The organism is Paenibacillus sp. A3, assembly GCF_001399685.1.
Classification (GTDB): Bacteria; Bacillota; Bacilli; order Paenibacillales; family NBRC-103111; genus Paenibacillus_G.
The window spans coordinates 1-24,338 of the sequence record NZ_JTHN01000064.1 but is presented as its reverse complement, the minus strand read 5'-3'; the positions used below and the strand labels follow the sequence as shown (position 1 = coordinate 24,338).

Genomic DNA, 24,338 nt, shown 5'->3' with positions numbered 1-24,338 from the left:
TCCAACCTTCCTTGGCCTTACCATTCGCCGCACGGTGCCTGTTACCCTTTTACCGCTCCGATCATAACGCCTTTGACGAAATACTTCTGAATGAACGGATAGATGAGCAGGATCGGCACGGTCGATACCATGATAGTGGCGAATTTGAGCGAATCCTCGACGATCAGGTTATCACCTCCAATGCTGGTCACTTCGCCGGAATTGACCGCCCCCGCAAGAATCAGGTTGCGCAGCAGCACCTGCAGCGGGAACAAGTCGGGCTGGCGCAGGTACAGCAGCGGCAAGTAAAAATTGTTCCACAACGCCACCGCGTAGAACAAGCCGATGGTCGCGAACACCGCCTTGGACAGCGGCAGCACGATCCGCACGAAGACGCCGATATCGGTCAGGCCGTCCATCCGGCCCGACTCCTCAAGCTCCTTCGGCATGCCGCTGAAAAACGTCCGCATGATGATCAGGTTCCACGTGTTGACCGCCCCCGGCAGCACCATCGCCCAGATCGTATCGACGAGCCCGAGCTCGCGGACGACGAGAAACGTCGGAATCATCCCGCCGCTGAAAAACATCGTGAACACGATCATGAGCGTAAAGCCCCGCTGGAACACCATATCTTTGCGGGATAGCGCGTAAGCGCCCATGGACGTGACAACGAGCGATACGGCCGTTCCCAAGGTCACGTACAAAATCGTATTACCGTACGCGCTCCAAATCTGCTTGTCGCGGAAGACGACCTCGTACATGTTGAGGTTGAACCCTTTGGGCCAGAGGAACACTTCGTTTTTCATGACGTAAATGTCCTTGCTCAGCGATACGGCCGCCATGTACACGAACGGATACAGCGTGGCCGCCGCCACCCCGAGCAGCAGAACGATATTGACCGCGTCGAACCAGCTCCACCTGCGCATGCTTCCCCCTCCTACCATAAGCTGTGCTCGCTGATTTTGCGGCTGATGTAATTCGCCGAGCAGATGAAGATCAAGCTGATGACCCCCATGAACAGATCGATGGCCGAGGCGTAGCTGAAGTTGCCTTGCACGAGCCCGACCCGGTATACATAAGTGCCGATAATGTCCGCTGTCTCGTACACCGCGGGATTGTACATCAGAAACACTTTCTCAAAGCCGATCTCCAGCACTTTCCCCACGTTCAGAATGAATACGATTACAATCGCCGGCGCGATGCCGGGCAGCGTGACGTGCCACATTTTGCTCCAGCGTCCCGCTCCGTCGATGCCGGCGGCCTCATACAGTCCCGGGTCCACCGAGGTCAGCGCGGCGAGATAGATGATCGTCTCCCACCCGATATGCTGCCAAATTTCCGACAGCACGTAGATCGAGCGGAACATGCCGGGCTCCATCATGAAGTTGACCGGCTCGAAGCCGAGCCCGCGAATCCAATGGTTGATCACGCCGCCTGTCGGCGACAGGAACATAATGACCATGCTGGCTACGATGACGTTCGAGATGAAGTGCGGCAAATAGCTGACGGTCTGCACGAATCGTTTGAACACGGCATTTTTCAGCTCGTGCAGCATGAGAGCGAGAATAATCGGCGCCGGAAACCCGAACACCAGCTTATACAGCCCGAGCAAAAACGTATTGCGCAGCAGCTTGAAAAAATCGGGGTTGCTCAAAAACATCTCGTAATATTTGAAGCCGACCCATTCGCTCGCCCAAATGCCTTTGAACACGTTGTAATTTTGAAATGTGATGATCAGCCCGAACATCGGAGCGTAGCGGAACACCAGAAAATAAATCAAGCACGGTAAAAACAGCAGCCATAAATATTTGGTCCGGTGCCACGTCCGGATGACCCGGCTGCCTAGTTTTTTATTCGTATACATTGCCGGTTGACGGGCCGCCAGCTTCATTCCCATCGTCTCCGCATCCTCCAGTCCCATACCCATCCCCTCTGTCTCGGTAATTTGCCGGCTTGCCCTGCCTGAGCTCCGGTGTCAGCGTTAGCATAGCAAAGCGGCCGACCGCCGCGAAATCCTCCAGATTGCCGGGAGATCGACTTTTGTTCGGAAATGTGACAGGATGCATACGAATCTGAAAAAATGAGTATTGGGATCAGATCATCCGAGCCTTTATAATTGAGACATAGTTTCGCAGCACGAAAAAGGAGGGCCATCCATGCGCATCGCCTGGCCGGAGAAGTGGAGGACGAATTCCTTGTTTGCCCGGCTGCTTGTCAGTTTTCTTGCTATCATCCTGCTGCTGGCCGCCTTCAACTTCGGGTCGTTTCTTTATCTCAAGGGCAAAATCCACGACGAAATCGTCAAATACAACAGCCTGAATATGAGACATACGATGGAAAGCTACGAGACGCATTTCAAGCTGACGATCGATATGCTGCTCAGCCTGAACCAGAATAACGAGCTGACCGCCAATCTGAACGTGCTCCGCCAGCTGCCGCAAACGGCAGGATACGAGAAGACGGTCAACGTGCACGCGGAAATTAAGGCGCTGATGGCCAATCCGCTCATGTTTTATGAAAATATCGTGTTTTATTTCAAAAATGGAGACTTCGTGCTGGAAAAAGAAGGGACGAGCCGCGTGGAGGACATGTTCGGCAAGTTTTATCGGTCGCCCGCCTACCCGCCCGATTATTGGAGGGGACAGTTCGCAGAGCCGTATTTTTACCGCATTCATCCGGCGGCCGTATTTTCGCAGAAATATATGAATCTGGAGCAGGGGCTTGGGCGGCTCATTCCGGTCTCGGTCAAAAACGCGCTGTACCGCGACGTGCTCTTTCTCGTCTTTCTGGACGGCGACAAGATGGCGCGGACGCTCCATTATTCGCTGGACAATCCGTTCTTCATTCTGGACGAGCAGCAGAAGCTGATTTACGCCTCCGATCCGGACACGGCCGCGACCGAGCTGCCTGCGTTTACGGAAGACGCGAGCGAGACGAAGCTGGGAGATCATTACTTGTTCCAGCAAAAAGGAAAGCATACCGGGTTCCGCTATGTCACGATGGTGCCGACCGAAAGCATCTCGTCCGAGCTGCTGCGGCTCAATCTGATTCTAATCTCGCTGCTCGCCGTCACAATAGGGATCAGCGTCGTCACGTCGGTGCTGTTCAGCGTACGTCTGAACTATCCGGTTCAGCGGCTGCTCCGCACGGTCCATCAATACAACGATCCGGGGGCGTCTGCCGATTTCCGTATCCGCGAATTCGAGCTGATCGGCGAGCAGATCGGCAGGATGCACCGGGACCTGTCGGACAAAAATTCGCTGCTGCGTTATTATGCGTTTACCGACAAGCTGAAGCAGATTCATACGAAGCATCCGGATTTGAACGATACGTCGTTTATTCAAAAGCCGTTCACGCTGATCTTGTTCCAGCTCCGTTTCTTGCCGCGGTTTATGGAGGAGACGAGTCTCGAACGCGAGCGGGCAACCTACTTCATCCGGGAATATATCGAGTCTTATGTAAAGCGCTCTCATCCGGATGCGCTGACGTTCCAGATCGACAAGGATCAAATCTTGACGCTGGTGTTCAGCGAGCACGGGCAGCCGGTCGCAGACGACTGCCTGGCCGGCTTGAAGGAAGTGTTCGACTACGACAAGGATTGGTGCCACTTTACGATTGCTGTCAGCGGGCCCTCCCTTCCGGCCTCGGAGTTCGCCGCCGCTTACGAGCGGGCGCTGATGCTTGCAGGAGAGCGCCAGCCGCTGGAGGAGGCGCAGATCATCCGCCAATCGGCGGTTCGTCCGCCGTACCGGCTGACGGCGATGCAGGAGCAGGAGCTGCAGACGAAGGTGCGCTCCGGGAGCTTCGAGCCGCTGCGCCAGTGGATCCTGCAGCAGCTTGAAGCGCTGCGCGTCCGTGAAGCGACAGTCCCGGAGCTGCAGCGGTTTCTGCAGCAGACCACGGGGTTGACGCTGAAGGCCGTCGAAGCGGCGGGGCTGCCGCCGCAGGCGATGCCGGCCGAGCGGGAGCTGCTCGCGGACATCGAGCAGTGCTTCACGTACGCGGAGGCGCAGTCGCTGCTGGAGCGCCTGCTCGGCCAAGCGGCCGGGGCGATCGCCGCCTCCAGCGAGAACAAAGACCCGGTGATCGAGTTCGTGAAACGGTATACGGAGGAGCATTTGAGCGAGGACGTCTCGCTCGATCTGATTGCGGACAAGCTGAATCTCTCCCGGGGATATGTATCGACGTATTTCAAGGAGAAGACTGGCATGAATTTCAGCGATTACCTGCACCATGTGCGCATCCGCCACGCGCAAGAGCTGCTGCTCGATCTCGAGTTCAAAATCCAGGATATTGCGCTGCGGCTCGGCTACCAGAACGTTAATTCGTTCATCCGCATGTTCAAGCGCTACTCCGGCATGACGCCGGGAGAATACCGCAAGAAGCAGAGCGGAGCGTAAGCCGTGCGGGCCGAAAACGGCGCAGGACGTACTGAGCGCGAACTGTAATCGTCGCGAACGCGGCAAGCGGTGCGGTCGAAGGAGAAGAACCGCCCTTCCACCGCGCCGCTTGCTTGGTGCGGGTGGCAACTAAAAAGAAAGAAGCGAGTCCCCGTATTGAGGAACTCGCTTCTTTCGCTATGATAGACTATCTTATTGTGCTGCCGTTCGGGCCTGCCCGTTCTTACCGGAAATCCGGCGGAATCCGGCGGGCGGTACCGGTCAAGATCGCCGCTTCGATAATCGCGTGGCGAACTTTCTTCACGACATGCTCGTTGAAAATACTCGGGATAATGTACTGCTCGTTCAGTTCCGCATCCGTGACGACGGAGGCGATGGCGCGTGCGGCCGCAAGCTTCATCGGCTCGTTGATGTTGCGGGCCCGGCAGTCGAGCGCCCCGCGGAAAATTCCCGGGAATACCAGAACGTTGTTAATCTGGTTCGGATAGTCGCTCCGGCCGGTAGCAAATACGCGCACATGCGGCAGCGCTTCTTCCGGAGCGATCTCCGGCGTCGGGTTCGCCATCGCGAAGACGATGCTGTCCGGCGCCATGGCTTGGACGTCTTGTCCGTTCAAAAGGCCGCCGCGGGATACGCCGATGAAGACGTCCGCGCCGCGGATCACTTCTTTCAGCGTGCCGGGCTCGGCTTCCACCTGCGGCTGCTCGGCCAGCCACTGCCACATCGGATACTCGTAGGTGCCGCCGCGGACAATCGCGCCCTCGCGGTCGACCGGCACCAGCTTCGTAACGCCTGCGGCCAGCAGCATTTTGCAGATGGATACGCCTGCGGCGCCGATGCCGTTCACGACGACGCGCACGTTCTCGATCCGCTTGCCGACAACCTTAAGCGCGTTGAGCAATCCCGCGATAACGACGACGGCCGTGCCGTGCTGATCGTCATGGAATACCGGGATGTCGAGCTCTTCGTTAAGCCTGCTCTCGATCTCGAAGCAGCGCGGCGAGCTGATGTCTTCCAGGTTAATGCCGCCGAAGATCGGGCTGATCGCCTTGATCGTGCGGATAATTTCTTCCGTATCCTTCGTGTCGAGACAGATCGGGAAAGCGTCAACGCCTGCGAGCTGCTTGAAAAGCATCGCTTTCCCTTCCATGACCGGCGCGGCCGCATGCGGACCGATATCGCCCAGACCGAGCACGGCGGTCCCGTCGGTGATGACCGCTACGGTATTCCGTTTGATCGTCAGCGAGTACGCTTTTCTCGGATTTTCGTGAATTGCCGTACATACCCGCGCAACCCCCGGCGTATAGACCCGGGACAAGTCGTCGCGGTTTTTGATCGGAAGGTTCGGCTGAACGGACACTTTACCGCCCAGATGCACAAGGAACGTGCGGTCGGAGACGTTGATCAGCTTGATGCCTTCGTGCTGCTTCAGCGCTTCCACCACTTGCGATTCCACGGATTCCGCAACATCCACAGTGATGTCCCGGATTGAGGAATCCTTACCCGGCCGAATCACGTCGATCGAAGTGATATCTCCTCCGGATTTGCTGATTGCGGCGGCTACATCCCCGAACGTGACCTTCTCGTGGTCTAACTCCACACGCAAGATAATACTCGTCTGTGCCATGCTGATATCCTTCCTTTTATATAAAATGATGTATTGAACCTAGTAATATGACCTGCAATAATCACATGTTATCACGACATTTATTTTTCGCGCAAATGAAAAACTCTATAATCCCCTATTAAATTCTTTTTTCACCCGCCCTTCTTCGCTTTCGCGATGGCTTGCTCGAGCATCTCCACATTCATCGGCCCGGGATGCTTCTCCCGGATCGTTCCTTGCGCGTCGATAATAAACGTCGCCGGATAAGCGTTCACACGGTACGCCTTGCCGACTTCGCCTTGACGGTCCAGCACGATCGGGAACGTAAGCCCCCATTCCTTGACCCATGCGCGCACAACCGGCTCGCTGACCTCTGTCGACGTAGCATTGACGCCGAGAATCGTCACGCCATTGCTCTCCTGCTCCGTATGCACCTGCTGCATATGCGGCATTTCTGCCTGGCACGGCGGACACCACGTCGCCCAGAAGTTGAGCACGACCGTCCGCCCCCGGTAGTCGGACAGCTTGACCGCTTGGCCGTCAAGCAATTGCAGCTCGAAGTCCGGCGCCTGCTGTCCGATTTTGAGACCGATGTTCGCCCCCGCTTCCACCGTACCTGTCGAAGGCTTATCCCACACATTGACGGCCAGCGACGCGATCAGCGCATATCCGACGACGAAGACGACCGTCCGCTGGAGAAGGGGCTGCCATTCCCTCTTCGCTTTGGATACGAGCCAGAAGGCCGTTAGACCCGCCGCAAGCAGCGCCTTGAGTCCCCAAGTAAGGCGGCTTTCCTCTTCCGTAACAAAAATCAGCGCCGCGTAGACGGCATACCCCCCAATAACCGAGACAAGCACCGAATCCATATAAACGGCTGCATTCAATTTGGCCTTTTTGGCGCTCAACCATACATAGACGCCGGACAGCAGCGTCGCCAGCCAGACGCCTTTGTCACCGCCGCTGAAATAGAGCAGCGACATCGGATTGGACAGCACGCTCCCCGGATCGAAGACAAGGATACTCAGCTTCCAGCTGACCACCCATATAAGAAGCGCGTTCGATACGATCGCGCCGAACGTTCCTCCGATGGAACAACCTTTTAACCGCAGCCTCGAAATGACGTAACCCGCCGCAACTGCCACAATGACGACCAGCATGCTTTTTTGCAGGATGAATGGCCCCCATGTCCACGTTTCCATTGTTTGCTCACCGTTCTCTCGTCAAATGTCCTGATTTCATTGTGGGGCGGCGGCCGGACATTGTCAAATGGTGTCCCAGCTTGTGGAATCGGACGTTTTCCGTCCATGGATTCCCAGGCTTGTACATAAAACAACTAGAACTGCAGGAGGGATTTCCACTTGAAAAAGCAACTTACCGCACTGTTACTCGCCACTACCGTCACGTTCAGCGTCGGAGCTTTGACAGCCGAACAAGCCCTTGCCGCGTCGGATGCCACGATTGTCAGCGGCGTGAATTTCCGCAAGGCGCCGAATACGGGATCAGCCACCTACGGTCTTCTAAAAACAGGTGAAAAAGTAGACATTCTCGATAAGGTTAATAATTATTGGTATAAAGTTCGCGACGATCAAGGCAGAGTCGGCTATATATCCACAAGCAGCAAATACGTTCGCACCGACGGTTCCGGCGGAAGCTCGTCTAACGGTGGCGGCACGTCTAATGGCGGCAGCACGTCTACGCCGAGTACGGGCAATAGCAGTGAGCTCGTTAACAAGGTTATTGCCGCAGGCAAAAAATATATGGGCACTCCTTACGAATTCGGCTCCAACCGTTCGAACACCAGCACGTTCGATTGCTCCGACTTCACCCGCCAGGCGTTCAAGGAAGGCGCAGGCATCACGCTGCCCAGCGACTCACGCGGACAAGCCGCTTACGTCAAGTCTCTCGGCGGCACGACAACCAACTGGCGCAATCTGAAGCCGGGCGATCTGATGTTCTTCATGAGTTATAAAGGAACGAAAGCGTCGGCCTACCCGTCGGACAAGTCGAATCAGCGCATCACGCATGTGGGCATTTACCTCGGAGACGGTAAAATACTGCATACGTTTTCGAAAGCATCGGGCGGCGTACGCATCGACTCGATTGCGGGCAAGCATTGGGAACACCGCTTCGTCTTCGGCGGAAGCGCGTTGAAATAAGCCTTTTTCAAAAGCTCCGGCTTCTCTCTTTTTGAGGGCAGCCGGAGCTTTTTTTACGCCGAGTCGTTGCGTGACTCACCGGAGACGTTGGGGCAGTCCCTTTCATATGCCGAATCAGAAATTAGAGGAACTGCAATGCCCTATTCACTTGAATTTACCAGTCCGCGCAAAAATAGAGAATCTCTAGTGCTCTAACGCCCCCATTCCGGCAGGCACAAACATTTTTCGACACACTTAAATGATCTCCGTTCCGCTATGCTCGGAAGAACTTCTCCGCATTCAGCTTAGCGCATCGTGGTTCCTTTATTTTCAAGCTCGGCTCGGTTACGGCTCGCCTGTTCCAAGTCTGATCGGAGCCCCACGTCGGAGTTAACACCCGTTCGAGCCAGATGTCACGCGGGTCCACGCATATCTGCGTCAGATGTCACGTCCAGATCCACGCATATCCACTCCAGATGCCAAGTTCGGGTTCGTGTCTGGTCCGCGCCGGATGCTGCGTCCGAGTTCGCACCTGGTTCGAGCCAAATGCCACGTCCAGATCCATGCCTGGTCCGCACCAGATGCCAAGTTCGAGTCCGCCCCCTCCTCCGTCGCCCCTGTTGCAGGATACGTCACCCTCTCCCTTCCGGAAACGGGGAAGAAGCTCGCGACATCTCCCAAAAAAGCCGCCCCCGCCACAAAATGCCTGCGTCGGAGACGGCCTCTTTACATTTATTTCTTCGCTCTCCACGCGTCAAGCTGCTTCTGAGCCTCGTCCATCACCTTGTTGATTCCTGCGGCTTTCAGCTTGTCGATCGCTTTGGGCAGCACCTCCGACGGCTCGACGGAGCCGGTCTCCAGCGCTTTCTTGAACTCTTCCGATACGCTCTTGACGGCGGCAAGCTCGTTCTCCACCTTCGAGGAGTCGAACTGGAAGCCGAGCAGCGGCGCGTTCTTGGCCGACTTGTTGAACTTGTCGTACTGCTCCCACTTGTCGGACGGGTCCTTGGGGAACCGGTTCAGCAGGAACATATTGCCAAGTGTAAACGACGGCATGGAGTAACCGGAATCCGGAATCATCTCGATGACGCCCTCGGAAACTTTTTTATAGTGGGTGCCTTCGAGACCGTAGTTTACCAGATTCCGCAAATGCGCGTCGGAGTTCAGCAGGTTCAAAAACTCCATCGCTTTCTCGGGATGCTTGGAATTCGCGGAAATCGACATCATGGAGCCGGTCACCGACCAGTTGAACACGATCGGCTCGTGAATCGGCTTCGATACGATCTCGTATTTGAAGCCTTCCGACCATAAATTGTCCGCGAACGGGACCGTATGCGCTTTGTCGACGAGCCATTTGCCGGTTTTCTCGTGATCGTTGCCCGTCTTGGTCGCGACGTCAGGCGGCAAATAGCCTGCTTTGTAGTATTTGCGCATTGTTTCGCTCATTTGCCGGTACTCGGGCGTCTCGAATACGTTGACGATCTTGTAGTCCTGCGTATCGAGCCGTACCCCGAACGGGATACCCTGTACGACGAAATCGAACGGAACGAACGGGTCGACGTTGCTTGGAATCGGGTATACGCCCGGTTCGTTTTCCTTCATCGTCTTGAGCAGCGGCTCCAGACTTTCCAGCGAACTGACGTTCGAGAGGTCCATTTTGTATTTGTCGACGTACTGCTTATTGAACCGCCATACCGCCTGCGCAGGCAACTCCTTGTTCGTCGGCACCCCGTAGTTGTGCCCGTTCACCTTGGAGCCTTCGAGGAACGAAGGGTGTACGGCCTTCTTGATACCCTGCCCATATTTGTTCAGCAGGCCATCCATCTCGTAAAACGCCCCTTTGCGGGCATTCTGCACGTAGTCGAAGGCCCACGAGCTCGTAAACGCGATGTCATAAGGCTCGCCGGATACGGAGATGACCTGCATCTTCTGGGAGTAGTCGCCCCAATCGATCATCTTCATTTTCACGGTGGCATTGATTTTCTCTTTCGTATATTTGCTGACGGCCTCCATCACTTTGTCGGCATCCTTTTGCGGTCCGCCGATCGTGTACCAGATCAGCTCGACGGGCTGGCCGTCCGCTTTTCCGGCGCCGGCTCCTTCTTGGGCGGGGCTCCCGCCGGAGCAGCCGGCGGCCAGCGCGGACAGCATCAGCACCGAGGCGAGCCCGGCGGCGAGTCGTTTTCGTTTGAACATGCGGCGTTCCTCCTAGTACAATATTATTCTTTAACCGCTCCGATCGTCAGGCCCTGCACGAAATACCGTTGGAAGAACGGATATGCGAGCACGATCGGACCGGTGGCCAGGACGACCATGGCCATTCTTGACGATTCCTGCGGCAGCGACTTGGCGATTTCGAAGCGCTGGGTGGCGTCGCTGAGACTGGAGTTTTGCACGATAAACTGAATGTTGCTCTCGATCTTCATCAGCAGCGACTGCAGCGGAATCAGATTCGGGCTGTCGATGTACAGCAGCGCATTGAACCAATCGTTCCAATAGCCGAGTGTACTGAACAGACCGATCGTCGCCAGCCCCGGCAGCGAGATGGGCATCACCAAATGCGTGAACACCTTCCATTCGCCCGCCCCGTCAATCCGGCCGGACTCGATGATCGCATCGGGCACCATCTGCTTGAAAAACGTGCGCATGATCAAGATCGAGAAAGCGCTGACGCACGTGGGCAAAATAAGCGCCCATATCGTATCCTTCAAATGCAGCACCTGCGTCGTCACGATGTAGGAAGGCACCAGCCCGCCGTTAAACAGCATCGTGAAAAAAGCGAAAAACGCAAAGGCGTTCCGGTACGCGAAATTGTTTCTGGACAGCGCATAAGCGTACAGCGCGACGGTCAGCACGCTGAGCAGCGTTCCGACAATGGTGACAAAGAGCGTCACCCCGTAGGACCGGAACAGCTGACCTCCGGTTCGAAAAAGGTACCGGTACGCCTCGAAGCTCCATATTTCCGGAAACACCTGATAGCCGTTGTTCGCTAACGCTTGCTCGTCCGTCAGCGAGATGATGACAACGAAGATGAACGGAAATACGCAGGCAATGGCAAACCCGCCGGCGATCGCGTGGCATACGCCGTTCCAGAACGGCGACAGCTTCGTAAAGTCCCGGCTCTTCTTAATCATGGCAGCGGTAGGTGCATTCGGACTTGGCAATCAGGCTCCCCCTTCCTTTTCGTCGAGTGTTTAAAATAAAGCGTTCTCTTTGTTGATCCGCTTCACGACGGCGTTGGTCACCAGCACCAGAACGAGTCCAACCACCGATTGATACAGCCCGGCCGCCGTGCTCATGCCGATATTGCCCGTCACCTTCAGTCCCCGGTACACGTACGTATCGATGACGTTGGTCACAGGGAACAGCGCGCCCGTATTGCGCGGTACTTGATAGAACAAGCCGAAGTCCGCGCGGAAAATGCCGCCGATCGCCAGCACCGTCAAGATGATGATCATCGGCCGGATAAAGGGCAAGGTAATGCTCCAAATTTGCTGCCATTTGCCTGCGCCGTCAATCATCGCGGCTTCGTAATACGACTTGTCGATGCCGATGATGGCCGCCAGGTAGACGACGCTGGAATAACCGACACCCTTCCACAGGTTGACAAGCACGAGAATGTAAGGCCAATAGGCCGGCTCCGCGTACCAAGAGACGCGCTCCATGCCGAGCGCCGTCAGCGCCTGATTCAGCACCCCGCGATCCACGCTCAGGAAGCTGAACAAGAAATAGCTGACGATGACCCAGGACAAAAAGTAAGGCAGGAACATGCCGGTCTGATAAATTTTCGCCCACCGGCGGTTGACGATTTCATGCAAAATAATGGCCATAATCACCGATAAAACCGTGCCCAGCACGATAAACGCAAAATTGTACAGCAGCGTATTGCGCACGATGATGTAAGCGTCTTCGGATTGAAATAAAAATTCGAAGTTTTTGAAGCCGGTCCACTTGCTCCGCCATATGCTCGCCAGAAAGCCGTCCCGGTCGAAGCGGTATTCCTTGAAGGCAATGATCGCCCCCGGCATCGGCAAATAGCTGAACAGCAGGAAATAGACGGCTCCCGGCAGCACCATGAGCAAAAAGGTTTTGTTGCGGTTTAGCTTCTTGAGTGTACGTCCGATGGTTCCCACAAGCTTTTCACCCCCGTTCTTTTGCGTCCGCAAGCTCCATTTCAGAAAACGCATACATCGCTTTCTTTTCTAACTTTACCCAATGCGGAGCGCGGCAGAAAGTTAAGAAACTTTAGAACGGGTGGAGAAACTAAAGAAACGTTTTCATCAGCCTCCCAGCTTGCTCCAATTGCGGTATTCCGTCGGCGAGAAGCCGTAATATTTGCGAAACTGCTTGTAAAAATAGCTCGTATCCGTGTACCCGACCCTAAGGGAGATGTCGCTCGTTTTCAGATTCGATTCGACGAGCAGCTCCTTCGCCTGGGCAAGCCGGTACTTGTTCACGTAATCGGAGAACGTCTCTCCCGTTTCCTTATGGAAAAGCTGGCCCAGGTAAACCGAGTTCATGTGGAAGGCCTGACTTAACGTCTTCAAAGACAGCTCTTCGCCATAGCGGCGCTCGACCTCGCGCAGCACCTGCCGGATGACGGGGCTGTACTCCCGCTCCGCCGCACCGGACGCGAAAAGCACATGGTCGACGAAGCGCTCGACCAGCTCCTCCAGTTCCTGCATCGTCTGCGGCTTGACGACCTGCGAGAACAAGTGCTTGTAATCGCCGATAGCGCCTTCGTGCTCCTGCCGCATCAGATTGGCATGATGAACGGCGGCCGCAAGCACGGCCATCGCCGTGTTCTGGACGTCGGACGGCGCCAGCCCTTCCGTCCCCCGGAGACGCGCGAACGCTTCCCCGACCCAGGCGAGCGCCTCGTCCTTCTTCCCGGCCGACAGCAGCTTGCAGAAATGGGCCAGCTCCGCCTGCGCAGGCGCCGCAGGTTCCGCCGCTGCGGTTAGAGCGGGCGCTTCGTAGACAAGCGGCCCGTCGTGCGGCGCGAGCACATAGTAGTCCTGCATCCGCTTGGCGGTGCGGTAGCTGCGATGGGCGGACGCCTCGCCCTTGGACGCTTCGCCGACCGTCACCAGCAGCGGCAGGCCCCACCGCTCGCGGATGGCGGCTTGCAGCTCCGCCATGAAGCGGACGAAGCCGGTCCGCTCCGCATCGCCGTCGTTCAGTCCCGCGATGAGAACGAGATCGCCTTCGAGATCGGCGAACACGGCCTGCTCCGGGCCGTAAGACTGCGCCGTCCGCTGGCAATACGTCCTTACGGCGGCAATCGTCTCCGCCCGGGACGATACTTCGGCGGTCTCCGCCTGCTCTTGATCGAACAACAGCTTGACGATGCCCACGACATACCCCGACAAGCCTAGCCGGATGCCGAGCAGCTCCTCGCGGTTTCTCAGCTCCTCCGGCTCGATGGCCGCCGTGACCCAGCGGTACAGGAGATTGTCGCGGATGATTTCCAGATGGCGCTTAATGCTCTCTTCCTTATAAACGGACTGCTCGATTTTGGCAACGGTGCCGGTCAGCGTCCGGATCAATTCTTCCGTATTGACCGGCTTCAGCAAATAATTTTCGATGCCGAGCATGACGCCTTCTTTCACATAGTCGAAATCGTTGTACCCGCTTAAAATAATGAATTTCACGTCGGGCTGCAGCTCTCTTACGCTGCGAATCAGCTCCAGGCCGTTCATACGGGGCATCTGGATGTCGGTAATCAAAATATCGATCGGCTCGCCGGCCAAAGCTTCGAGCGCTTCCGCCCCGTCCCCGGCCTTGCCGACAATCTGCAGTCCGTGCCGCTCCCAGTCAATCAAATAAGCGAGTCCCTCCATGATGAACGGCTCGTCGTCAACCAGAAATACGCGATACATACTCGTTCCCCCTTACGCTTCCCGGAATCGTGATGGTCACCGTCGCTCCTTCGCCGGGACGGCTGTCGATCCGCAAGCCGTATGCTTCCCCGAAGCTGTGCTTCAGCCGCTCGTTCACATTCGTCAGACCGATGGACGCGCCGGACGGCGAAGGCGGATGTTTCAAGTCCCGCTGCAGCTGCGCCAGCCGCTCGGGGACGATGCCCGAGCCGTTGTCGGCAACGGCGATATGGACGTCTGAGCCTTCGGCCCAGCCGCGGATGAGAATCCGGCGCTCCCGGCCGTCCGGAGCGGCGCCGTGGAAGGCATGGCGGATGCAGTTTTCGACGATCGGCTGGAGCGTCAGCTTCAGAATCGCACAGCGGCCCACGGCTCCGTCGACCGCAACCTCGTAGTCGAACCGGTTCGGATAGCGGGCCCGCAGCAGGTTCAAATACAGCCGGCACAGCTGGACCTCGTCCTGAACGGTCACCATCGTCTCGTGCTTGATCAGATTCTGGAACAGTGCTCCCAAGCTGTAGATCATATCCCCGACATCCCGGTTGCCGTCCATCACCGCTTTAAGCCGTATTGCCTCCAGCGTGTTATACAGAAAATGGGGCTGGATCTGCGCCTGCAGCGCCAGCAGCTCCGCCTGCCGCTGCTTGATCTCGGACAAGTATACCCGCTGGATGTGCTCCTGCAGCGTTTCGCACATTTTGTTGAAGCTGGTGGCGATGTGGAACAGCTCGTCTTCCTTCTGCACGGTTACGCGAACCGAGAGATCCCCGTCCTGCAGCTTGCGCATGGCGCGAATGACCGTCTGCGTACGGCGCGAGAAATTGATCATCAGCAAATAAGACAGCAGCACGGCGGCGGCCACACATAAGCCCGTGCCTACGATCACCGTTCGCTTCATCCCCTGAAGCCCTTCGCTTACCTTCGCTACCGGCACGATGCTGGCGAGCACGACGCCGCCTTGGTTCAACGTCTTCAGCTGTACATAGGCCGGTTCGTCCAGCGCGACCGGGTCCGATTGGTCCCGCAGGACGTGCATGTAAGGGTAGCTCTGCCCCGTATAGCGCCGGGAGGAATCGTACAGCACGGTGCCGTCCGCCGTCAGCAGAAGCAGCTCCCCCTTGAAATCGCTCCGGTCGTTCTGCACAATCCGGTCCATGCCGGTCCATTTCCAGTCGACAAGCAAGGTGCCGTGATTCTGCAAGGTGATCGGATCGTTAATGTCGTTAGCCATCGTAAACATGCGGTTGCGGTCCCCATCCGCTCCCGGCTCGAACGACGGCGGCGGCGCGAAGGACTTGGTCTGGCGGATACGACGGATCGGATCGGCAACTTTCGGGTTTTCCGGCCCCGGATAGACGAAGCCTTGCTCCTCCAGCCCGCGGTACGCGTACAGGAAGCCCTTGACGCTGCTGTACAGCCAGATCGTCTGAATTTCCCGGTCAAAGGTTAACGACTGGAAATACGAATCCATGTTTTTGTCGACAAAGGCCGCATTGTCCGCAAAACGGTCCAACCGATAACGAAGATAATCGGAAAAATCGTTGTTGAGAAAAAACAGCACGTCCCGAAGCAGCCGTTCGTCCTTATACAATTGGAACACCATCTGCTGACCGGCCTCATACCTGCGCTCCACTTCGTGCGTCGCCCGCTCCAGCACCTGCTTCGCCGCTTCCAGCTCCTTGCGCGTCGATTGCTCGGCAGTGTTGCGGTAAATCAGAACGGCGAGCGCCGTCAAGGAGACGACGATAATGAGCGAATACAGCAGCAAAATTTTGTTGAACAGCTTCTTCTCGATATGATTTTTGTAAAACGTTCGGACCCCCGAAACCATGCTGCGCCTCCCTCCGTATCCGATTTTTCCCGTAAGCTATATGTATTCGCGGCCGTCCGGTAATATCGTTGTCAGCCTTCGCGGCTCCGGACAGCGGCGTGTTCGGAAAGGGGCAAAAAGACCGCCTGTCTCCTTATCCGCAGATAAGAGAGACAAGCGGCCTCCGTGCTATTTCGCCAATCCGTTCACTTCGAACTCGTAAATACGAGCGGCCGTATCGCCGCCTTGCGTGGCTTTATCGATCGTCAGCTTCACGTATCTCGCCTTCGTCAGCGCGATCGGATGCTTGCTCTCCGCGGCCGTATTGCCTTGAACCTGAACGACGTCGCTCCAAGTGCTGCCGTCGTTGCTCACTTGAATGTGGAAGTCGCGGGTGTTGAACGCGGCCGCTTCACCGCCCGCTTCCGCATGCTTCACCACAAACTCACTGATCGTATAGCTCGCGCCCAGATCGACCGACAACCAATGCGGCCCGCTGCCGAGCGCGCACCACTTGCTGTTGTCCGTCACCTTGCCGTCGAAGGCGTAAGCTGCCGCTTCGTTCGGTCCGCAAGCTCCGTCCGCCGTCGCCGGCTTGTTCAGGGCGAGATTTTTCACCCCGCCAGCAGCGTCCTTGGTCACCGTGATGAACGCTTCTTTGGTTACGGTGCTGTCGCCTACCGAGTTCTTCGCCGTCAGCGTCACACTGTACGTTCCCTCGGCTGCATAGGTGACGACCGGCTGCTTCTCGGTGCTTGCGGACGGCGTTCCGCCCGGGAACGACCATACCCGCTGCTCCGTCACCTCGGACGATTGGTCAATAAACGTTACCGGCTGTCCCGGCGCGACGAGCGTCTTATCCGCCGCGAATGCCGCTACCGGCTTTGGATACGCCGGCCAGGTCACCACGGTCTGCGCCGCTTTGCCGCGCTGTCCGTCCGCGCTAAGAGCGACGACTTCCAGCTTCGTCTGCGCTTCCGGTCCGATCCGGCGCAGCATCGGCACGTAGTACACCCGGTTCGGAGTGACGCCGAGCAGCTCTTTGCTGCCGTCCGGCTTCACCCGGTACACCTCGAAATAGCGGACCGGACGGTCCGTCGCCGACCATTCCAACCGGGCATCGCCGTAGATGCCGTCCTTGAACTCCGCTTCCTTCACATTCAAGCCGCGTACCTCGGGTGCAGGGTTCGGATCGTCTTTTGCGTTATAGACGGAAAGCTGTCCGATGTTGACCGAGAAGTCCGGAATCGTCTGCTTCGCGTCCGCATACAGAGAGATGGCGGCGATCCGCTTGCCGCGGTACGGATTCAGATTGAACGTTTGCGTATCCCACGTTCCGGGATGCAGGCCGCCCGCGTCAAGGAATACGAACTTGTCGGGCTGATCGGCGAACGACAGTCCCACCTTCAAATCCGCGTGCTTCGTCTGCGACTTGAAAGTAAACGACAGCTTCGTGTTCTGTTCTACGAGCAGGTCCGTCTTGTACAGCTTCAGATTTGTAGCGTTCTGCGGGCTGAGCGTTCCCGCCAGCTTCAAGGAGCTGCCGCCGTAATAAGCGGTCGTGAAGTCGAAGCTCGGCTTCAGCGCTTCCCCTTTGCTTTCCGCAATCCAGCGCCAGGTGGGCAGCACATCCTGCAGGCTCCGGTTATTCCACGGCGTCGTCCGCACGACTTCCCCGTTCACAGCGAACAGCTGCCCGTTGCCCGTATTGAAATTCGTCGTAAACGGCAGGTCGTTCACCGGCGACTGTTCTACGACATAATGCGCGATGCCCTTCCAATCCGCCGTGCCGGACGTATTGGCCGGGTTGCCGGTCGGGCCGACCCAGAATTTATTTTCCTTCGCGTAAAATTGCTCTTGATTTTCCGACGAGTTGAACGCCCAGTCCGGGCGATAAATGCCGAGCGACGTAACCGCTTTCTTGCCCTCGGGAAAAATCGCGTTCCAGCTAATTTTCGTATCGTAGCCCTTCGCTTCGACATCAATGCCCGTGAACAGCTCGTACGGGCTGCGGCCCAGGCTCTTGGCTTTGTTCGCGGACGGCTCCAGCGAACGCCACCAGAAATTCAGGAACATGCTGTCGGAGCGGCGTTCGCTGCCCTGCTGCAGGAACATTTGGTTGCGATCCGTCAGCGCGTTCTGCCAAGCGATCGAGCCGTCCGCGGTCATCGAATCGTACCACATGATCTGCATCCCCGCCGGCTTCTTCGCCTGCAGGTAGGCAAGGAACTTCTGCATCGCCGCGGCGTCTTCCGCCGTTCCGCCTTCCGTCTCCTGGTTTATAAACCAGCCGTCGAAGCCGTAATAGTTCGCCACTTCGAGCAGTTTATCCGCTACCGGGAACGTGCCGTCCGGGTTTTGCCGGATCGTCTGCTTCACCCATTCGAACTTGCCACCGTATACGCTCGGCGGGAAAAAGACGGTGCCAAGCACCGGAACGCCATTCTTATGGGCTGCATCCGTCACGTCCGCGCTCGGCGGCACGATGATGCCTTCGCCCGACGATCCGCCCCAATAGACGAGCTTGTCGACGTAAGCCCAGTAGCCGAACGTATTCGCGTCGAACTTCTCCGACCCTTGCGACGGCACGCCGCTGGTTTGCCGGTTCATCGCCGAAAGCGCTGCCACTTTAGGCTCGACCGTAGCGTGCTTGTTAACCTGATATCCTGTGAAACGGTCCTGCAAAGCAATCGTGCTGCGGTTGAACTCCGCATCCTTGTCTCCCTGCGGCGTCCAACGGAGCAGATCCTCCGGGAACCAGTAGGACGAGTGCGGCTGCGCCGCTTGAGCGCCAGCGGCAAACACCAGGCATGAGAACATGAACAGTAAAAGACCGGTCCATCGTTTTTTCATCGTGTTTCCTCCCGTTTGGTTAAATTTCGGACTGTCCGGCATGCGTTCCGGGCATCCCCCTCCACCCTTCAGAGGATTCGGACACGCTCCACATTGCATGAAAGCGCATCCTTCCATTCCATTGTATGGAAAAACATAGCGCTTCCAAAAGTGGAATTATTAAAGATCCAGTGGACGAAATGAAGAAACTTGATCGATGAACCGCTTTTGGAGATATAATACTAGGTAAAAGTCCGGCGAATAACAGCGGAGCGAGCGGAATCGTTTCGGCCCGGACTTTGACCCCCTCTCGGCAGAAAGGATCGAACATCTTATGAAGCTTGTCAGACTTGTTACCTTTATTCCGATACTCTCCGTCCTGCTCCTATCCTTCATGCTCCCCGGAGCCGCCGCAGTCGATATCGTTCCTTCGGAGCCGCGCAAGGTAATGCGTGTCGCCGGAGACAACAATTTTCCGCCGTTCGAATTTGTCGCCAACGGTACGTTTCAGGGATTTAACGTCGATATGTTGAATGCGCTCTCGCTCGAAACCGGCATTTCGTTCGAATTTTATCCGATGCCCTGGAGCGAAGCGATCAAAGCGCTGGAAAGCGGTAAGGTGGATGCCATTCAAGGGATGAAGTACAGCCAGGAGCGAGCCCAGAACTACCGCTTCTCCGAACCGTATTTTACAAGCGCGCAGGGCATCTTCGTCCGGAAGGACTCGTATTCCGTCCATTCGCCGACCGATCTGCAGAACCGCAAAATCGCCGTCCAGGAAGGCGATATCAGCAGCGAAGCGATGCAGCGCATTCCGAACGCCACCGTGCTCGCGGCGGAAAATCAGGAGGAAGCGATCCGGCTTCTACTCGGCGGTCAGGTGGACGCATTTATCGGCAATCAGATCACCGGCCAGTACGTACTGCAAAAAAACCGCCAGCAGGATCAAGTGAAGCTGGTCGGCGATCCGATCGTCCCGACGGACTACGGCCTTGTCGTGCTCAAGAAGAACGAAGCGCGGCTCGGCGAGATCAACCACGGGCTGCGCGAGCTGAAATCGAACGGGACCTATGCCAAAATCGAACGAAAATGGTTCGGCGAATATATTTATCCGTCCGCTCCGCGGCTGAAGGAACTGCTGTCCTACGTCGTGGCGGGACTCGTCATTACGGCAGCCGTCCTGCTGCTGATACTATGGTGGAACTTCACGCTCAAGCGGGAATTGAAAAAGCGGCTGGACGCCTACAAGAAGACGCTTGACGAGTTGGCCCGGCGGGACCGGCTGCAATCGCTCGGCCAATTGGTCGCGGGCATTGCCCATGAAATCCGCAATCCGATCACTTCGATTTTGTCGTATTCCCAGGCGCTGCCCTTCAAGTACGACAACAAGGAGTACCGCGAATTTTTCACGATGCACGTCACCGAGGAAGTGATGCGGCTGAACCGGATCGTGACGGAGCTGCTGGACTTTGCCCGCGAGAAGCCGCCCGAGAAAACGCTGTTCAAGCTGGAGGAGCCGGTGCGGGCCGTCGCTTTGTTTTTTCATAATCTCTTCGAGGAAAGACACATTGTCGTGCAGCTCGACGTGCCGGATTCCGCATACGTGTGGGCGGATGCCCAGCAAATCAAGCAGGTGCTGATCAACCTGATCCGCAATGCTATCGACGCGATGCCCGGCGGCGGAACGCTCCGCATCGCCGCGCAAGAGCAGCAGTCATTCGTGATCCTTGAGATCGAGGATACCGGGGAAGGGATCGATGCGGACGATTTGCCAAAAATTTTCGAGCCGTTCTTTACCAAGAAAGCGGGCGGCGTCGGTCTCGGGCTGTCGATCTGCTATCAGTTGGTACGGGATAACCGCGGGGAAATCGAAACGACGAGCGAAAAAGGAGCCGGGACCCGAATCGTATTGAAACTACCGAGCCAATTGGAGGAAGACGAGCATGCCTAAACCGAACCTGCTTATACTGGACGATGAAATTTCGATCTGCAAATCGCTTTCGTTTATTTTGGAAGACGATTACGAGGTTTATGCGTCCACCGATCCCGACGAGGCCATCGCCCTGTTCTCCCACGTCGCCTTCTCGATCGCCCTGCTCGACCTTCGGCTCGGGATGCGCGACGGTATCGAGGTGCTGAAGCAGATCCGCAGCATCTCCCCACGGACGGTCGTCATCATCATGACGGCGTACGGCAGCATCCCGTCGGCGGTGGAAGCGATGCGGCAAGGCGCGTTCTATTACGCTTCCAAGCCGATCGATATCCACGAGCTGAAAGTGCTGCTCGAAAAAGCGATGGAGCAGTTTCAACTGCAATCGCGGGTCGAATGGCTGAACGAGGAGATTCAAAAAGCCTACGACGTGCACGGCTTGATCGGGCACAGCGCGCAGATGCAAAACGTCTTCTCGCTGATCGACAAGGTCAAGAACATCGATTCCAGCATCCTGATCATGGGTGAAAGCGGTACGGGCAAGGAGCTGGTGGCGCGCGCGATTCATTTTGCCGGCGACCGGCAGAGGCAGGTTTTCTCGACGATCAACTGCGCTGCCATCCCCGCCAATCTGATCGAATCGGAGCTGTTCGGCTATGAGAAGGGAGCCTTCACCGGCGCTGTGGCCCGAAAAACGGGCATTTTCGAAACGGCCAACGGCGGCACGCTGTTTCTGGACGAAATCGGCGAGCTCGATATCGGGCTTCAGAGCAAGCTGCTCCGCGTGCTCCAGGAGAAAGCGATCATGCGGATCGGCGGGCAAAAGGAAATCGCAATCGACGTGCGGATTATTGCGGCCACAAACCGGGATTTGAAGAAGGAAATTCAGCAGGGCAAGTTCCGGGAGGACTTATACTACCGGCTGAACGTCATTCCGATCCTGCTGCCGCCGCTGCGCGAGCGACAGGAAGACATCCCTTCGCTGATTCAGCACTTCATCAACAAAATCAACGAACGCATGTCGAAGCAGATCAAAGGCATCGATCCGGGCGCACTTCAGCTGCTGCTGGACTATCCGTTTCCCGGCAACGTGCGGGAGCTGCAGAACATCATCGAACGCTCGATTGCGCTGGCGGACGGCGACCGGGTGACGGTTAGCGACCTGCCCGGAGACCTGCAGACGAAGCCGGCGCAGCCTTCCGACAGCAAGCTTGTGCCCGTTTACGTCGGAGAAACGATGGACGCAATCGAGCGCAAGGTCATTCTGTCCACGCTCCAGGCGATGGACGGCAACCGGCGCAAAACGGCGGAGACGCTCGGCATCGGAGAGCGCACGCTGCGCGACAAGCTGGCTCGTTACCGGGCCGAATAAGGGCCGGGCGGCAAAAACCGCCCGGCAGATTTCGCCGCCCCGGCAATTTTCGCCGCTTTTTCGAAACTCTACACCGTTTTTCCGCCTCATCCGCCTGTTGCTCTACTTCATCGATTTTCTCCTATCCACCGCCTACTTCACCGGTCCTTGCCTGCCCGCCGACTTTCTGCTCTGCTCCGCCGTTTTTCCGTTCCATGGTCCTCCCATCTGCACTCGCTCCTTCCCCCAATCCAAGCCAAGCCCTCCTGCCGTTCGCTCTGTTGAAAACCTATTGGCACGATATTTGCTTATAGAAAAAGCGTAACGACAAAACGATATGCAGGGGGAATTATACAATGATGTTCAAAACAAAAAAACCGGTTTATTTGGCAGTAATCTGTATGTTGACGCTCATGGTTTCGGCATGTGGCAGCAAGCCCGACCCTTCGGCAGGACAGCAAGCTCCGGCGGCGGCTGCGAGCAGCAACGAAATCTTATCTAAAATCGCCAAAACGAAAACGCTTACGGTCGGCACGGACGCAACCTTCAAGCCGTTCGAGTACAAATCCGGCGATCAATTCGAAGGCTTCGATATCGACCTGATCCGTGCGGTGGCCAAAGAGCTAGGCGCCGACAAAGTCGAATTCGTGGACACCGAGTTCAAAGGGCTCATTCCGGGGCTGCAGGCGAAGAAGTTCGATCTCATCGTCTCGGCGATGTACATTACGGACGAGCGCAAAAAGACGATCGACTTCTCCGATTCGTATTTTCCAGGCGGCCTTTCGATCATGGTGAAGAAAGACAACGAAGCGGTAAAAAGCTTCGACGATCTGAGCGGGAAAAAAGTGGCGGTGCAAATCGGCACGAAATCGGTCAAATTCGTGGAAGAAAGCCGCAAGAATATCGAGCTTGTCAAAGTGGAGAAAAACACGGAAATGTTCCTGGAGCTGGAGACCGGCAAGACCGATGCAGTCATCACCGGATTCCCGGCCGCCAAAGCTTACGCCAAAGAAAAAGGCACAGTCAAAGTACTGCCCCAAACGCTGACGGAAGAATATTACGGCTACGGTATCCGCAAAGACAACCCGGAATTCGTGAAGGCTGTCAACGATGCGGTCAAGAAGGTCAAAGACAGCGGAAAATACAACGAAATTGTTAAAAAATGGTTCGAGTAGCCGGACCGGCAGCTTAGCTCGCGATTAGGAGGGAAACTATGCAGCATTTTGACTTCAGCGTCCTTGGCGAGTGGCAGAATATCCGGCTGCTGCTGCAATCGTTATGGTATACGGTCATTTATACGCTGGGCGGGTTTGCGCTCAGCCTGATCATCGGGACGTTCATTTCGTTCGGACAAATGTCCAAATTCAAGCCGTGGAAATACGTATCGCTCGCTTATCTGTCTTGGTTCCGGGGTACCCCGCTGCTGGTGCAGCTGTTCCTGCTCTATTACGGACTGCCGATCGTGTTCGGCATCGATACGGTTCCATGGGTATCCGGCGTCGTCGCCCTGGGCATGTACAGCGGGGCGTACGCTTCCCAGGTCATCCGCGGAGCCATTCAATCGATCGACAAGGGGCAGATGGAGGCCGGGCGTTCCCTCGGCTTCTCCTATGCGCAGACGATGCGCAAAATCGTGATCCCGCAGGCGGTGATCCGCATGCTGGCGCCGATGACCAACGAGTTCATCTCGCTCACGAAAAACTCCTCCCTGCTGTCGACGATTACGGTTGTCGAGCTGTTCCGGCAGGCGAACCTGCTGATTGCCGACACGTACAAAACGATCGAGTTTTTGCTGGCTATCGCGATTCTGTACTATTTGGTCAACAACCTGATCGGGTTTATCGGCCTGGTGCTGGAAAGACGTCTCGGGACGGGGGATGATATGCGATGATACGAATAAACGGGATTCACAAATCGTTCGGCAGCAACCATGTGCTGCGCGGCGTCGATCTTCAGGTGCAGCAAGGGGAGGTCGTCGTCATTCTCGGGCCGTCGGGCTCGGGCAAAAGCACGCTGCTGCGCTGCATCAACTATTTGGAAACGTACGACAAAGGCAGCGTCGTCATCGAAGGCAAGCCGATCGGCCGCATTCCCGTGCAAGGACAAGCCGGCCAGTCCGTGGAAATGCCGCAGAAGGACCTGAATGCCGTCCGTCAGGATGTCGGCATGGTGTTCCAATCGTTCAACCTGTTCCCGCACAAGTCGGTGCTGCACAACATTACGATGGCTCCGATCTCGCTGCGGGGGATGAACAAGGAAGACACCGAACAATTGGCGCGCGAGCTGCTGCGCAAGGTCGGGCTGCAGGACAAGGCGGAAGCCCGTCCGTCCAGCCTGTCCGGCGGACAAAAGCAGCGGGTCGCCATCGCCCGCGCGCTTGCCATGAAGCCGAAGGTGATGCTGTTCGACGAGC

17 protein-coding genes are annotated in these 24,338 nt (G+C 56.7%); 7 read left to right on the top strand and 10 right to left on the bottom strand.

Features of this window, described 5'->3' with window-relative positions:
• Positions 1-41 precede the first annotated feature (41 nt).
• The gene (locus QJ48_RS09640) at positions 42-905 is read right to left on the bottom strand and encodes a carbohydrate ABC transporter permease (protein ID WP_054973412.1); all 864 of its coding nucleotides are present in this window, start codon (positions 903-905) and stop codon (positions 42-44) included.
• 11 nt (positions 906-916) lie between these two features.
• Positions 917-1,843, bottom strand: a complete 927-nt coding sequence (locus QJ48_RS09635; RefSeq protein ID WP_054973422.1) for a sugar ABC transporter permease — start codon at positions 1,841-1,843, stop codon at positions 917-919.
• Positions 1,844-2,135: 292 nt separating this feature from the next.
• Between QJ48_RS09635 and QJ48_RS09630 the strand changes: the two genes are divergently transcribed.
• A complete protein-coding gene (locus QJ48_RS09630; RefSeq protein ID WP_054973411.1) occupies positions 2,136-4,379 on the top strand; it encodes a helix-turn-helix domain-containing protein in 2,244 nt (747 codons plus the stop codon).
• A 223-nt stretch (positions 4,380-4,602) separates the two neighbouring features.
• Here the strand turns inward: QJ48_RS09630 and QJ48_RS09625 are convergent, their stop codons facing one another.
• Together QJ48_RS09625 and QJ48_RS09620 are read right to left on the bottom strand one after the other, a co-directional pair.
• Positions 4,603-6,006: an NAD-dependent malic enzyme gene (locus QJ48_RS09625; RefSeq protein WP_054973410.1), complete on the bottom strand. Its 1,404-nt coding sequence runs from the start codon at positions 6,004-6,006 to the stop codon at positions 4,603-4,605.
• A 131-nt stretch (positions 6,007-6,137) separates the two neighbouring features.
• On the bottom strand, positions 6,138-7,184 hold the full coding sequence (locus QJ48_RS09620; RefSeq protein ID WP_082420429.1) for a peroxiredoxin: 1,047 nt from the start codon (positions 7,182-7,184) through the stop codon (positions 6,138-6,140).
• A gap of 159 nt (positions 7,185-7,343) precedes the next feature.
• Between QJ48_RS09620 and QJ48_RS09615 the strand changes: the two genes are divergently transcribed.
• Positions 7,344-8,141, top strand: coding sequence for an SH3 domain-containing C40 family peptidase (locus QJ48_RS09615; protein WP_054973409.1), 798 nt, complete (start codon positions 7,344-7,346; stop codon positions 8,139-8,141).
• 711 nt (positions 8,142-8,852) lie between these two features.
• Here QJ48_RS09615 and QJ48_RS09610 read toward each other — a convergent pair.
• The 6 genes from QJ48_RS09610 to QJ48_RS09585 all read right to left on the bottom strand — a co-directional run bounded on the left by QJ48_RS09610 (position 8,853) and on the right by QJ48_RS09585 (position 18,665).
• On the bottom strand, positions 8,853-10,316 hold the full coding sequence (locus QJ48_RS09610) for an ABC transporter substrate-binding protein (protein WP_054973408.1): 1,464 nt from the start codon (positions 10,314-10,316) through the stop codon (positions 8,853-8,855).
• A gap of 23 nt (positions 10,317-10,339) precedes the next feature.
• Positions 10,340-11,254, bottom strand: coding sequence for a carbohydrate ABC transporter permease (locus QJ48_RS09605; protein ID WP_054973407.1), 915 nt, complete (start codon positions 11,252-11,254; stop codon positions 10,340-10,342).
• A 60-nt stretch (positions 11,255-11,314) separates the two neighbouring features.
• On the bottom strand, positions 11,315-12,196 hold the full coding sequence (locus QJ48_RS09600; RefSeq protein ID WP_054973420.1) for a sugar ABC transporter permease: 882 nt from the start codon (positions 12,194-12,196) through the stop codon (positions 11,315-11,317).
• A gap of 204 nt (positions 12,197-12,400) precedes the next feature.
• Entirely contained in the window at positions 12,401-14,002 is a 1,602-nt protein-coding gene (locus QJ48_RS09595; protein WP_054973406.1) for a response regulator transcription factor, read from the bottom strand.
• A complete protein-coding gene (locus QJ48_RS09590) occupies positions 13,980-15,833 on the bottom strand; it encodes a sensor histidine kinase (RefSeq protein WP_054973405.1) in 1,854 nt (617 codons plus the stop codon). Before QJ48_RS09590 ends, QJ48_RS09595 begins: the two co-directional genes overlap by 23 nt.
• Before the next feature lie 168 nt (positions 15,834-16,001).
• Entirely contained in the window at positions 16,002-18,665 is a 2,664-nt protein-coding gene (locus tag QJ48_RS09585) for an endo-beta-N-acetylglucosaminidase (protein ID WP_054973419.1), read from the bottom strand.
• Positions 18,666-18,978: 313 nt separating this feature from the next.
• Here QJ48_RS09585 and QJ48_RS09580 point away from each other — a divergent pair, with 313 nt between their 5' ends.
• The 5 genes from QJ48_RS09580 to QJ48_RS09560 form a co-directional block, all read left to right on the top strand.
• Positions 18,979-20,595, top strand: coding sequence for a transporter substrate-binding domain-containing protein (locus QJ48_RS09580; RefSeq protein WP_054973404.1), 1,617 nt, complete (start codon positions 18,979-18,981; stop codon positions 20,593-20,595).
• Positions 20,588-21,946 (top strand): sigma-54 dependent transcriptional regulator, encoded by a 1,359-nt coding sequence (locus QJ48_RS09575; RefSeq protein ID WP_054973403.1) that lies wholly within the window; start codon positions 20,588-20,590, stop codon positions 21,944-21,946. Before QJ48_RS09580 ends, QJ48_RS09575 begins: the two co-directional genes overlap by 8 nt.
• A gap of 335 nt (positions 21,947-22,281) precedes the next feature.
• Positions 22,282-23,100: a transporter substrate-binding domain-containing protein gene (locus tag QJ48_RS09570; RefSeq protein ID WP_054973402.1), complete on the top strand. Its 819-nt coding sequence runs from the start codon at positions 22,282-22,284 to the stop codon at positions 23,098-23,100.
• A 38-nt stretch (positions 23,101-23,138) separates the two neighbouring features.
• Positions 23,139-23,816, top strand: coding sequence for an amino acid ABC transporter permease (locus QJ48_RS09565; protein ID WP_054973401.1), 678 nt, complete (start codon positions 23,139-23,141; stop codon positions 23,814-23,816).
• Positions 23,813-24,338 (top strand): amino acid ABC transporter ATP-binding protein (locus tag QJ48_RS09560; RefSeq protein ID WP_054973400.1); only part of this gene is annotated, 526 nt, incomplete at its 3' end. The genes QJ48_RS09565 and QJ48_RS09560, both read left to right, overlap by 4 nt.